The organism is Chryseobacterium sp. FW101-FHT12H09, assembly GCF_058790395.1.
This window is the reverse complement of the sequence record NZ_JBYTCP010000001.1, coordinates 733,687-745,901: the sequence shown is the minus strand read 5'-3', so window position 1 is coordinate 745,901 and position 12,215 is coordinate 733,687. Positions and strand designations below refer to the sequence as shown.

General features: G+C 33.9%; 9 protein-coding genes and 2 tRNA genes. 4 read left to right on the top strand and 7 right to left on the bottom strand.

All coding sequences use genetic code 11. The features are described 5' to 3' along the window. Nucleotides 1-27 precede the first annotated feature (27 nt). Complete coding sequence (locus AC3WRL_RS03350) at nt 28-201, bottom strand: hypothetical protein (RefSeq protein ID WP_214832171.1); 174 nt, start codon at nt 199-201, stop codon at nt 28-30. Between the two features lie 461 nt (nt 202-662). Here AC3WRL_RS03350 and AC3WRL_RS03345 point away from each other — a divergent pair, with 461 nt between their 5' ends. Further along, complete coding sequence (locus AC3WRL_RS03345; protein ID WP_214832169.1) at nt 663-1,421, top strand: response regulator transcription factor; 759 nt, start codon at nt 663-665, stop codon at nt 1,419-1,421. Between the two features lie 92 nt (nt 1,422-1,513). On the opposite strand, the gene AC3WRL_RS03340 is transcribed toward AC3WRL_RS03345, so the two are convergent. From AC3WRL_RS03340 to AC3WRL_RS03320, 5 genes are all read right to left on the bottom strand, one after another. Next, nucleotides 1,514-1,586: transfer RNA gene (locus AC3WRL_RS03340), tRNA-Phe, on the bottom strand. Between the two features lie 158 nt (nt 1,587-1,744). Then, nucleotides 1,745-3,094, bottom strand: a complete 1,350-nt coding sequence (locus AC3WRL_RS03335; protein ID WP_492329728.1) for a DUF3472 domain-containing protein — start codon at nt 3,092-3,094, stop codon at nt 1,745-1,747. Between the two features lie 179 nt (nt 3,095-3,273). Continuing rightward, nucleotides 3,274-3,346: transfer RNA gene (locus tag AC3WRL_RS03330), tRNA-Phe, on the bottom strand. 109 nt (nt 3,347-3,455) lie between these two features. Further along, nucleotides 3,456-5,297, bottom strand: a complete 1,842-nt coding sequence (locus tag AC3WRL_RS03325) for a bifunctional lysophospholipid acyltransferase family protein/GNAT family N-acetyltransferase (protein WP_261511261.1) — start codon at nt 5,295-5,297, stop codon at nt 3,456-3,458. A gap of 22 nt (nt 5,298-5,319) precedes the next feature. Further along, nucleotides 5,320-6,558: an aspartate kinase gene (locus tag AC3WRL_RS03320; RefSeq protein ID WP_214832164.1), complete on the bottom strand. Its 1,239-nt coding sequence runs from the start codon at nt 6,556-6,558 to the stop codon at nt 5,320-5,322. 394 nt (nt 6,559-6,952) lie between these two features. Here AC3WRL_RS03320 and fbp point away from each other — a divergent pair, with 394 nt between their 5' ends. Both fbp and AC3WRL_RS03310 read left to right on the top strand, forming a co-directional pair. Then, nucleotides 6,953-7,969, top strand: a complete 1,017-nt coding sequence (gene fbp / locus AC3WRL_RS03315; RefSeq protein WP_214832162.1) for a class 1 fructose-bisphosphatase — start codon at nt 6,953-6,955, stop codon at nt 7,967-7,969. Continuing rightward, nucleotides 7,970-8,974: an o-succinylbenzoate synthase gene (locus AC3WRL_RS03310; RefSeq protein ID WP_214832160.1), complete on the top strand. Its 1,005-nt coding sequence runs from the start codon at nt 7,970-7,972 to the stop codon at nt 8,972-8,974. 236 nt (nt 8,975-9,210) lie between these two features. Here AC3WRL_RS03310 and AC3WRL_RS03305 read toward each other — a convergent pair whose 3' ends face one another. Further along, nucleotides 9,211-10,344 (bottom strand): alpha/beta hydrolase, encoded by a 1,134-nt coding sequence (locus tag AC3WRL_RS03305; RefSeq protein WP_492329727.1) that lies wholly within the window; start codon nt 10,342-10,344, stop codon nt 9,211-9,213. A gap of 150 nt (nt 10,345-10,494) precedes the next feature. Between AC3WRL_RS03305 and AC3WRL_RS03300 the strand changes: the two genes are divergently transcribed. After that, nucleotides 10,495-12,168, top strand: a complete 1,674-nt coding sequence (locus AC3WRL_RS03300; protein WP_214832156.1) for a glutamine--tRNA ligase/YqeY domain fusion protein — start codon at nt 10,495-10,497, stop codon at nt 12,166-12,168. The last annotated feature ends 47 nt before the right edge of the window (nt 12,169-12,215 follow it).

The window sequence follows — 12,215 nt, the reverse complement described above, 5'->3', positions numbered from 1 at the left end:
ATAAATTTCTCTATTACATTATTCATTTTACAAGCCGATAACTCGTTGTACTTGTTGTACTACACGTACTACACGTACTACTACTACGTTGTCAGCTGCGTCAGCTGCTTCACCGAATCCTCCTCTTAATTGATTTTGCTCAAGTGGAGAAAGAGTTTTTACCTTTAAGAACTCTTTTGCGTTAAATTTTGCTTTTTTCATGATAATAAATTTTTAAAATGATTTTTATGGTTCAAAGTTTATAGACATTAGCCCCTTCGTCGGTCTCTTCTTGCAAGAAAATATTTTTAACATCTATCTCATTTTATTTTTCTTTAGTAAAAATGAAAGAGAAGACTGGTGTGTATCTTAAAAAGATTGCTAGATTATTTTCATTGTATAAAAAAGAATAGTGTTTTTCATTTTATACTGTTTCATACGTATAATACTCTTCATAGTGAAATGTATTTATTTTCGGACTATAAGAACATATAATATTGTCAGTAATTACAGTCAATTTTAATTTCAAATAATTGTGAATTGATTTATGTAAAGATGTCTTGCTCATGGGAATTATTTTTCATAAATTTATATGGATTGATTTAACTGAATGCTACACTTTAGTGTAGAATTATCATTTAAATTAAATTAATCATGAAAAAACTATAACCAAACTTAAATTTATGAGTGAAATTTTTAATGACTTTTTTTTCTCTGAAACTAAAGTCAAGGGGGTCTTGCGTGAAGAAACTTCACAATCGAGTAATTATCTGGAAGTGACAGATGCATTTTCCAGGGCAATTTATATGAGTGTATATATTATTGACTATCAAAAAAGGAATTTTGAATATGTTTCCGAAAATCCATTATTCCTTTGTGGGAATACTGCCGAAGAAGTCAAGAATATGGGATATGATTTTTATTTTAAGTATGTACAGAAAAGTGATGCAGATTTATTATCAAAAGTTAATCAGATAGGATTTGAGTTCTATGAAAAGATTCCGGCTGACGAAAGAAAATACTATACGCTTTCTTATGATATTCACTTGTTGAATAATAATAAGGCTTTTTTAGTAAATCAGAAATTGACTCCACTTTTTCTTACAGAAGAAGGGAAGATATGGAAAGCGATGGGTGTAGTTTCCCTTTCCACAAATACCAATTCCGGAAATATTACCATTTCTAAACAAGGTACGAATGACTATTGGAGATATGATACTAAGGAAGGGGTATGGAGAAACGAGAAAAAAATAAAATTAACGGAAAGGGAACTGGATGTTTTACGATATCACGCACAAGGTTACACCATTAATAAAATAGCAGAGAAAATTTTTGTTTCTCCTGATACCATAAAATTTCATCGCAGGAAATTATTTGAAAAAATGCAGGTAACAAATATCTCAGAAGCATTGGCATTTGTAACCAATAATAAATTGCTATAGAAAGATGAATGATATTTAAGAGTTCAGTAGTGTATCTTAAACTAACTGTTCAATTAAAATAAAACAAAAAACCACCTAATTAGGTGGTTTTGTGGTTTCTCCAGGAATCGAACCAGGGACACATGGATTTTCAATCCATTGCTCTACCAACTGAGCTAAGAAACCAATATGTTTGTTTGGCTTACTTCGTTGTTTAAAGTGGGTGCAAAAATAGTAATTTTTACTATATCATGCAATAAAAATTAAAAAAATGTATAAAAATAAAAGCCTGCTATTATTTTTCCCAAATGGTAATAGCAGGTTATATCTCTTATATAAATGTTTTATGGAAGATTTAAAAAATCTATATTGGGAGCTTGTGTTGGTGCTGTAACCGAAAACTGAGTTCCTGGGTTTACAACAGTATTAAAGAATCCTCCATTTTGTAAGAAGAATGCATTACCATTTATTCCGCCCATAGCATCTATCCTTTGCTCTGCATTATAAGTATTATCCACACTGAATCTCGCTCCTGAAATTGCCATCCAGTTTCCAGAAGAGGTTCTTACCCACTGATTTTTAAATTCTACCTTTCTTCCCTGATATCCATTCTCAGGTTCAAAATTTTCTACGAAACTGTAGAATCCTTTAAGATAAGTGCTGGTTTGTGGCCTCTTCCAGCTGGCAATGAGTTTCCAGGAAGTGGTTTCTGGAGAGAGGAACCATGCTGTATAATCCGTTTTTCCATTTCCATCAGGTTCACCTTTTAATAAGAATTTATAGGTCTGTCCAGCTGTCCAATTATATTTATAATAACTCTGTCCTCCTGAGCCTTCATTACCAAATTCTCCAATAGTAACTCCATTACCTGCTCTGTTTAACACAATCTTGTGGTCGGGTGGGATATTATTGGGATCGTCTGTTTCAAATGGGCTCCATACAGAGAATAAAATCCTTCTTTCAGTGGCAGAATTAACCTGCATCCCAAAGTAGCCCTCTTTGAAGCCGTTTGCCATAAAATAAGAGCCGATCTTATCTTCACCAATGGGAATTGTCACTTCGTTATAATAATAACTTACATTGGTATTTGTTGGGATCGTGTAATTCAAGTGACAGGAAGGCCCTCTACGGGCCCAGTAATAATATGAGGGATCATTACTGAAAATATGAATTCCTGTGGCTGCGGATCCACTAACTAAAATATCGGTGAGGTCCGCAAAGTAACCTCCTGTTTTAGATACCCCTTGAAGATCAACTTTTACATAACCCGGGTTAGAAATGGTAAAATCTCCCACAGTATAATTGGTATAAGCCAATCCTGTTAATGTAATGTTCTTAGATTCATTACCAATCGTTACTTTAACTATGCTACTACCGGAAGGGACTGAAGCCTTTAATCCGATATTTAACGTTCCAGTATTGCTTAGTCTGAAATAAGTACTAATAACCGTATTGGGATTGGTCCAGTTGGCTAATTTGGCAGATGTGATTACCTCATTGGCTCCGGAAGGCTTTACGGTCAGAAATGAATTTCCAGCTACCGGAACACTGAATGGTGGATTGTTTATTAAAGAAGATGCTTTATTTTGTTTAGAAATGGTGTCTTCCGTGGCTATGCTATTATTTTCTGCACACGACTGAAAAACAAGAAAAGCAATACCTAAAAAGATCTCTGTCAATAGTTTTAGTCTCATAATTTATTTGTGATTGGATTTACAGCACTAATTTAATTTTTTATCTATAGAATAAAAAATTAATTCTCACATTGTTGATTAAATTATAAGTGAATTCATATTGTTTCAATAAAAAAAAGGGTAGAGTATAAGATGGTGGGTTGTATATAAAACAAAAACCACCTTAAAAAGGTGGTTTGTGGTTTCTCCAGGAATCGAACCAGGGACACATGGATTTTCAATCCATTGCTCTACCAACTGAGCTAAGAAACCATTATATTTTTGTTTGTCTTACTTCGTTGTTTTAAAGTGATGCAAAAGTAGTAAGTTTTGGTATATGAAGCAAGTATTAATAGAATTTTTTTATAGTTTAAATAAAAACCTACTGATTCTCAGCTGGATTATTTTCCTGTTCCTTTCTGATTTGCTCACTCATTTCTTCTAATACAGGCTTAATCGTACTTTCCGGAAGATCACTGATTCGGATATACATAAGTCCATCTATTGCATCATTAAAATTAGGATCTACATTAAATGCAATTACTTTTGCATTTTGCTTGATGTATTTTTTGATCAAAACAGGCAGTCTTAACTCCGGTTCAAGATCATCAATGATTTTATCCAGCTTATTAAGATCAGATTCCATTTCCTCAAAAAAGATATTTTTGTCACGATCTCTAAGCTTCACTTTATATTCATTTCTGGGCGTAATATATTGGGCAACTGCACCATCATAATAATTTGAACGCATGAATTCGATCATCAAAGATTTTGAAAACTCTGAAAACTTATTCGAAATACTTACTCCACCCATAAGGAACTTATGATCAGGGTTTCTCAAGCACACATGAACGATTCCACGCCATAATAAAAAGAGTGGAAGCGGTTTTTGCTGATATTCCTGACAGATGTACGCTCTTCCCATTTCAATCACTTTTTTGAAGAAAGGATGGATATCCTGTTCGAATTCAAAAAGTGAACTGGTATAAAATCCTTTAATGCCATATTTTTTCATAACATCTTTACCTAAGGCCATACGATAGGCTCCAACCAGCATTTCTGCAGTACTGTCCCAAAGGAAAAGATGGTGGTAATGCTTATCATATTCGTCGAGATCAAAAGGTAAATTACTCCCTTCTCCCACGGCGCGGAAAGTAAGCTCTCTCTGTCTGCCTATTTCCCTCATTACAGAAGGGATCTCCTCATATGTAGTGAAATAGATTTCATAATTGCCATTACTGAAAAGCATTTTATCAGTACCTCTCAGCTTACTAATATCATTTAGAATATTTTCTTTAGGCGTTTCATCAATGATATTTTGTACAATATTTTCCTCCTTAAGTAAAGGGAATTTTAAAGATAGATTTTGAAGATTTATAACCTGGGCAAGTGACTTCCTTTTTTCATAGTAAGATTTCATCATATACACCTTACGTTTTAAAAATTCACCTAGCTCCTCAATATTTTCCATCTCATCCATGGCTTTTACAGCAATGGGTTTACCTATTCTTACACGGATGGGTTTTTCTCTGTCATTCATCATTTCAGATGGTAACATTAATGTTTGCAAACTCGCATGCAGTTTTGCCACCTGATAAAATAATGTGCTGTTTTTGGCATGGAAGTACATCGGAACAACCGGTACTTTTGCCATTTTAATCAATTTTAAAGCTGGTTTTTCCCATTCCCTGTCTAAGATCTCACTATAAGCATTGTTTTTGTTTGAAACTTCCCCTGCTGGGAAAATGCCAACACAACCTCCATTTTCAATGTGTTTTAAAGTCTCACGCATTCCTGAAGAACTGCTGTAAGCTCCCTTTCTGTTTTCAAAAGGATTTACAGAAATTACATAAGGTTCCATAGGTTTTATTTTCTCTAATAGAAAATTACCCATTACTTTAAAATCAGGACGTACTTCTAATAATATTTTACACATTAAGATTCCATCAATTGCCCCAAGCGGATGATTGGAAACCAGGATAAATGGTCCTGTCTTTGGGATCTTAGCTAAATCTTCTTCAAATGCGATATAGCTTAAGTTTCTCTCCCTTACAAATGAATCGAAAAAGTCTTTACCTTCCTTGTCTTTTAGTTTATCATATAATCTGTTGACTTCATTTATTTTAGCAACGCTCATGATAGCAGATGCTACAGGATTCTTTAGAAATCCTATTTTACTTAAGCCGGAAGCTTGGATTAAATCATTTTTCGAAATTAAGCTCATATGTGTTTAGTCGCAATTATATTTATAGTGTTACCATTTGAAGCGTACTCTTGGAAATTTGTTCCAATAATACACTTTTTTCCTGGTAAAATTTATCAATGTTATCCATCTTCGCATTTCTTACGGTGAATAGAGATACATTCTTAACTACCTCAGTTTTAAAACCTTTTTGTAATTCTTCGTTCAGCTCATCAATAGTATTGAATTTATCTTCCAAACATAAAGCTAGTGAAATTGCAGAATTCTGCATCAATGAAACTTTAATTTTATGTCTTGATAAAAGACTAAAAATTTCACTCATATGATCTTCAGCAATAAATGAAAAATTTCTTGTAGATATTTTTAAAAGATTCTGGTTCTCTTTTAAAATATAAGATTCTTCATGTTGATTTTTTTCTGAAGCTCCTACTTTCGTTCCTCCCTTTGTAGGGTCTACAAAAGATTTTACATAAAAAGGAATGCTTTTTTGTTGTAAAGGCTGTAAGGTTTTTGGGTGAATAACACTTGCTCCATAATAAGCCATTTCAATAGCTTCCTCATAAGAGATATTAGAAAGAAGGGTAACATCCTTGAATTTTCTGGGATCCCCCGTCATTACCCCGGGAACATCTTTCCATATCGTCATTGCTTCCGCATTGGTGCAGTAAGCGAAAATGGCAGCAGAGTAATCAGAACCCTCTCTTCCTAAAGTAACTGTAAAATTATTATCGTCAGAGCCGATAAAACCTTGTGTTACATAACAGATCTCAGAATTTAAAGTAGAGATAAACTCTTCTGTTTTTTTCCAGTCTACATTACCATCTCTATAAGAATTATCAGTTTTTATATAATCTCTTGCATCCAGCCATTGATTAGTAAACTGTATCTCATTAAGATATTCACTCAAAATTTTTGTAGAAATCATTTCTCCACAACTTACTACCTGATCGTAAACAAAATTATAATTTGGAGATTTATTTCTTCTTAAAAAAGAATCAAGATCATCAAAAAACAAATTAATTTCCGAAAATACTGGGTGGTTTTCTTGGAAAAGACCCTGAGCAATCTCGATATGCTTCTGTTTAATAATCTTAATTTCAGTTTGATAGTTTTCCTTCTTGAAATAAAGTTCTACAACCTTTTCCAACTCATTAGTCGTTTTGCCCATTGCTGAAATTACCAGCAAGCATTTGGCAAATCCTTGGCTTTTTAAAACCATTGACACATTTTTTACACTTTCAGCATCTTTTACAGATGCTCCACCAAACTTGAAAATTTTCATTAAATTATTAAAAATAAAATTGTTAGATAAATAATAGTTGAGTTTTTTACGGACGTCAAAATTATAAATTTACAATGAGATATGAAATACCTGAGTGGTAGGATGAGATAAAGATTTTTATGATAAATGGATGATTTTATTGGGTTTTCTTTAATATCAACCTCTATTATGTAGTTTTATTTCTATGTAATCGAGTTATATGACTAAAAATGATGATAATTGATGAAATTTCTTTGCAATGAAAAACGGGAACAGATTATTGAGAAGATAGAGAAGGATAATGATAAAATAACACTATATAACATTGATATACAGTGTTTAAGATCTTTTAAAAGAATTTTTTTTAGATTGCGATAAATTTTACGAAATTTGGAGAAATCGTAAATAGTAAAATATGTCAGATCAATCGTTGCAGACTTTAGGAGAATTTATTATAGATAAACAAGAAGATTTTCAATATTCTACGGGGGAACTTTCCCGACTTCTAAGTGCTATAAGATTGGCTTCAAAAGTGGTAAACAGAGAAGTAAATAAAGCTGGAATTGCAGATATTATCGGAAAAGCCGGTAATGAGAATATTCAAGGTGAAGAGCAGCAGAAATTAGATGTGCTTGCCAATGAAATATTTATCACTGCATTATCGCAAAGAGAGGTAGTTTGTGGAATTGCTTCGGAAGAGAACGATGATTTTATAGATATTAAATGTGTTGGAAACGGGCATCTTAGTAAATATGTAGTTTTAATTGATCCTCTTGATGGTTCATCAAATATTGATGTTAATGTTTCGGTAGGAACTATTTTCTCAATTTACAGAAGGGTATCAGAACCTGGAACTCCGGTTCAGTTAGAAGACTTCTTACAGAAAGGAGTAAATCAGATCGCAGCAGGATATGTGATCTATGGTTCTTCCACCATGATTGTTTATACCACAGGAAATGGAGTGAACGGCTTCACCTTAGATCCTTCTTTAGGCACCTATTATCTTTCGCATCCAAATATGAAATTTCCTGCAACCGGAAAGATTTATTCCATTAATGAAGGGAACTATATTAAATTCCCTCAAGGAGTTAAAAATTATCTGAAATATTGCCAGATGGAAGAAGGCGATCGTCCTTATACATCCCGATATATTGGTTCTCTCGTGGCTGATTTTCATAGGAATATGCTAAAAGGTGGAATTTATATTTATCCATCTTACTCTCAATCACCTAATGGTAAGTTGAGATTATTGTACGAATGTAATCCTATGGCATTCCTTGCAGAACAGGCAGGAGGAAAAGCGACAGACGGATTCAGAAGAATTTTGGAAGTTGAACCTACTGAACTTCACCAAAGAATTCCATTTTTCTGTGGAAGCGTAGATATGGTAGAGAAGGCCGAGGAATTTATGCGAATAGATAGTGTAAAATAAATGATAGCTAAATATTCTAGATATTTATTAGAATTCAAACGCCCGAGTGGAACATCTCGTGGTGTTTTGCATGAAAAAGAGACCTTTATTCTTGAAGTTTCAGAAGGTGAGCAAAAGGGAGTAGGAGAGTGTGCTGTTTTCAGAGGATTAAGCTTTGACGATAGACCTGATTATGAAGAAAAATTGAAGTGGCTTTGTGAAAATATCGATCAGGATCCCCAGTTTTTAAAAGAACAGTTAAAAGAATTTCCATCCATTTGGATTGGATACGAACAGGCCATTCTCAATTTGCATAATGGTGATCACCTTTATTTTCCAAGTGAATTTACAAGAGGACAGATTCCCATTATTATCAATGGATTGATCTGGATGGGAGATGTTAATTATATGGAAGAACAGATTCATGAGAAACTTGAAAATGGCTTTCATTGTATTAAGTTAAAAATTGGTGTTGATTGGAAATCTGAACATACAGTTCTTCAAAAGTTAAGAGAAAAATTTCCGAAAGATGCATTAGAGTTGCGTGTTGATGCTAATGGTGGATTTAATACAGAAGAAGCAAGAATGGTCTTAAAGCAGCTTTCCGATTTGCATATTCATTCTATAGAACAGCCTATTAAAGCCGGAAACTGGACCGATATGGCTGCATTATGTGCGGAAACTCCAACACCCATTGCTTTGGACGAAGAATTAATTGGGGTAACTGAAAATGATGAAAAGAAAAAACTCTTAGAAGCCATCAGGCCACAATACATTATTTTAAAACCCTCATTAATCGGAGGTTTTTCAGGATCTGATGAGTGGATTAAGCTCGCAGAAGAACAAAAAATAGGATGGTGGATAACTTCAGCTTTGGAAAGTAATATCGGGTTAAATGCGATTGCGCAGTATACATTTACAAAACATAGTAAATTGCCTCAAGGCCTTGGCACTGGAGGCTTATTTACTAATAATTTTGTCAACCATATGAAACTAACTGGGGAACGCTTGCTTTTTAAAGCATGATCTAAACATGGAAATGTGTTAAGGTTTCCTGTTTGAAGGCATCTAACTAAATCTCATCATTTATGAAAATCGTTTTTTTAATGTTTTCTAATAAAATAGAAAACTTTTCTTTAAACTTTTTCATTGCCGGAAATTTTAATTAATTCTCTAGTCTAAGAAATATGCAATCTTCATGCCATTTCGGGCTTTTTACAAATATTAACACATTATTTTATTGTTAACTCTAAATTAATTAATCATTTTGAGACAATGATGAAGGTGTTTTCATTATTGCTTATTCTATTGGTAATGAGGTTGCTGTCGGTTCCATTTAAAGTTTGGAAAATATCATTTTGAACCTGCGAGCTGGATAGGTATCCCCAATGATTACCAAGTTCAAATTTCAGACCACTCTTCAAATCATTTTCAATAAAAGTACAGTCGATGATAGAAACAATATCCTTAAATTTCTGAATATCACTTGGACCATGTTTTCCCAGCCTTGGCGTAAGAATATTTTTTGTGAATTGTGAAATACCGAGGACTGCGTCTTTTCGGTTTAAATAAATTGAAATCCGGTTGGCAAGTAAGGGAAGTTTATTAAAAGAATCTTCAGAATCTTCGAAGACTTTGTAAGTTACATCGGCGTTTAGCAATAATACCTGATCAATAACTCTTAGAATATTTTCACTTTTTAAGCTATAGAGCATACTTTGGAGTACTCTGTTTCCCAGAGAATGTGCCATCAGATGTATTCTCTGATTACAGGGAGCAAGATCCCGGTTGGAAAAAATATCTTTTAAGAACTGGGTATAGAAATAGAACAGCCTCATTAAAGAGGTTCCTGAATTGATACTTGAAGCCTTATCATCAAAATATGTTAGAGGAACAATACTGCTTGAAGCCGGCCAGCTAACGAATAGAATATGCTCAACAGGAGATTCAGGGCTATCAATAAATAGCTTTTTCAGATCGATGATGGCTTCTAATTCATCATCAAAATCATAGGCATAGCCATGAATAAATATTAACACATCACTTCTGGACTTTGTAGAGGACATATTTTTATATAATTCATAAAACATCCTTTGCGTTCCCCCAAGGTTGTTGGCAGTGAGCTTTGATTTTTTTATCTTTTTCTCACTTAATAATACTTCAAGAACATCTTCGTATCCTTGCTTTTCCGGTTCCGAGAAAAGCTGATAATTTAAAATATTCCTGTTGGTATAATCTTTTTTCTTTTTTGCCTGAGCAGTAGGTTCTGTATAATTATCGAAATCACATTTTGCAATTCTGAAATTAGGGATAGAGTACTCGTCATTGGAAAATGAATCAATGGTTTCGTTTTTATGACGAATGATCTTCCGATTACTTAATATATAAACGGCCATAATGAATGATTTTGTGAGTGGTTTTTAACTTTATAAATTTCGGAAAAATTATTGGATAATAGTTCATTGTAGTTTTCATTCATTACTTTCATAAACCCTAAATTTTCGCTAAATTTGCACAAAGTCCACGAGCTTTATAAAGTTAATTTAATGGAAGAAGAAAAAAAATCACTCAATTTTATTGAGCAAATTATAGAAGATGATTTGGTAAACGGTTTGAATAGAGATCAAATCCGTTTCCGTTTTCCCCCTGAACCTAATGGGTATCTGCATGTAGGGCACACAAAAGCGATCTGCATCAACTTTGGGTTGGGTGAAAAGTACAATGCTCCCGTAAACCTTCGTTTCGATGATACAAATCCTGAAAAAGAAGAGCAGGAATTTGTGGATTCCATCAAAAAAGATGTAGAATGGCTAGGTTTCAAATGGGATAAAGAATTGTATGCATCCGACTACTTCCAGCAGCTTTATGATTGGGCTGTTAGACTTATTAAAGAAGGGAAAGCTTATGTAGATGAGCAACCATCAGAAGTAATTACAGAACAGAGAAAAAACCCTGCAGAGCCAGGAGTTGAATCTCCATTCAGAAATCGTCCTGTAGAAGAATCTATTGATTTATTCGAAAGAATGAAAAATGGAGAATTTGAAGAAGGTACGATGTCTCTTCGTGCTAAGATTGATATGATCTCGCCAAATATGAATATGCGTGATCCTGTGATGTACAGAATATTGAAAAGACCCCACCACAGAACAGGGACACAATGGAAAATCTATCCAATGTATGACTGGGCGCATGGAGAATCGGATTATTTGGAGCAGGTATCTCACTCATTGTGTTCTTTGGAATTTGAAAACCACAGACCACTTTACAACTGGTATTTAGATCAGGTATATGAAGAGCCTAAAGTAGCGCCAAAACAGAGAGAATTTGCAAGGATGAATGTTACGTACATGATTACTTCTAAAAGAAAACTGCAAAGGTTAGTTGCTGAGAAGGTGGTAACAGGCTGGGATGATCCTAGGATGCCTACTATTTCAGGAATGCGTAGAAAAGGATTTACACCAGCTTCTATCAGAAACTTTATTGATAAAGTTGGGGTAGCAAAAAGAGAAAATCTGATTGAAATTCAGTTATTGGATTTCTGTGTTCGTGAAGACCTGAATAAAGTAGCTAAACGTGTGATGGCTGTGGTAGATCCTGTAAAATTAGTGATCGAAAACTACCCTGAAGGACAGGAAGAATGGTTGGAAACTGAAAATAATCCTGAACAGGAAAATGCAGGAACAAGAGAAGTTCCTTTTTCAAGAGAATTATATATTGAACGTGAAGATTTTAAGGAAGAGGCAAACAATAAGTTCTTCAGATTAAAGTTAGGAGGTGAAGTTCGTTTAAAATCCGCGTATATTATCAAAGCTGAAAGAGTGGAGAAAGATGAGAACGGAGAGATCACAACTATTTACGCTACTTACGATGAGAAGAGTAAGTCTGGAAGTGGAACAGAAGAGAGCTTAAGAAAAGTAAAAGGTACGCTGCACTGGGTATCAGCAAAACATGCAATTCCTGTAGAAGTAAAAATTTATGATCAGTTATTTACTGTAGAACAGCCTGATGCTGAGAAAGATGTTGATTTCTTAAACTTCATCAATCCTGAATCTGTGTCAACAATTCAAGGATTTGCTGAACCAAGTCTGAAAGATGTAGCAGTAGGTGAACCACTTCAGTTCCAAAGAATTGGATACTTCACGAAAGATCAGGATTCTACAGAATCTAATTTGGTATTTAACCGTACGGTAACATTGAAAGATTCTTACAAACCAGAGTAGGATCATTCCAATATAAAATAAAACAGGATCTATTTTTTAGGTCCTGT

Bases quoted from the DNA above. Each gene is read 5' to 3' on its own strand.
- AC3WRL_RS03350 (WP_214832171.1), bottom strand. From the start codon at position 201: ATGAAAAAAGCAAAATTTAACGCAAAAGAGTTCTTAAAGGTAAAAACT.
- AC3WRL_RS03345 (WP_214832169.1), top strand. From the start codon at position 663: ATGAGTGAAATTTTTAATGACTTTTTTTTCTCTGAAACTAAAGTCAAG.
- AC3WRL_RS03335 (WP_492329728.1), bottom strand. From the start codon at position 3,094: ATGAGACTAAAACTATTGACAGAGATCTTTTTAGGTATTGCTTTTCTT.
- AC3WRL_RS03325 (WP_261511261.1), bottom strand. From the start codon at position 5,297: ATGAGCTTAATTTCGAAAAATGATTTAATCCAAGCTTCCGGCTTAAGT.
- AC3WRL_RS03320 (WP_214832164.1), bottom strand. From the start codon at position 6,558: ATGAAAATTTTCAAGTTTGGTGGAGCATCTGTAAAAGATGCTGAAAGT.
- fbp (WP_214832162.1), top strand. From the start codon at position 6,953: ATGTCAGATCAATCGTTGCAGACTTTAGGAGAATTTATTATAGATAAA.
- AC3WRL_RS03310 (WP_214832160.1), top strand. From the start codon at position 7,970: ATGATAGCTAAATATTCTAGATATTTATTAGAATTCAAACGCCCGAGT.
- AC3WRL_RS03305 (WP_492329727.1), bottom strand. From the start codon at position 10,344: ATGGCCGTTTATATATTAAGTAATCGGAAGATCATTCGTCATAAAAAC.
- AC3WRL_RS03300 (WP_214832156.1), top strand. From the start codon at position 10,495: ATGGAAGAAGAAAAAAAATCACTCAATTTTATTGAGCAAATTATAGAA.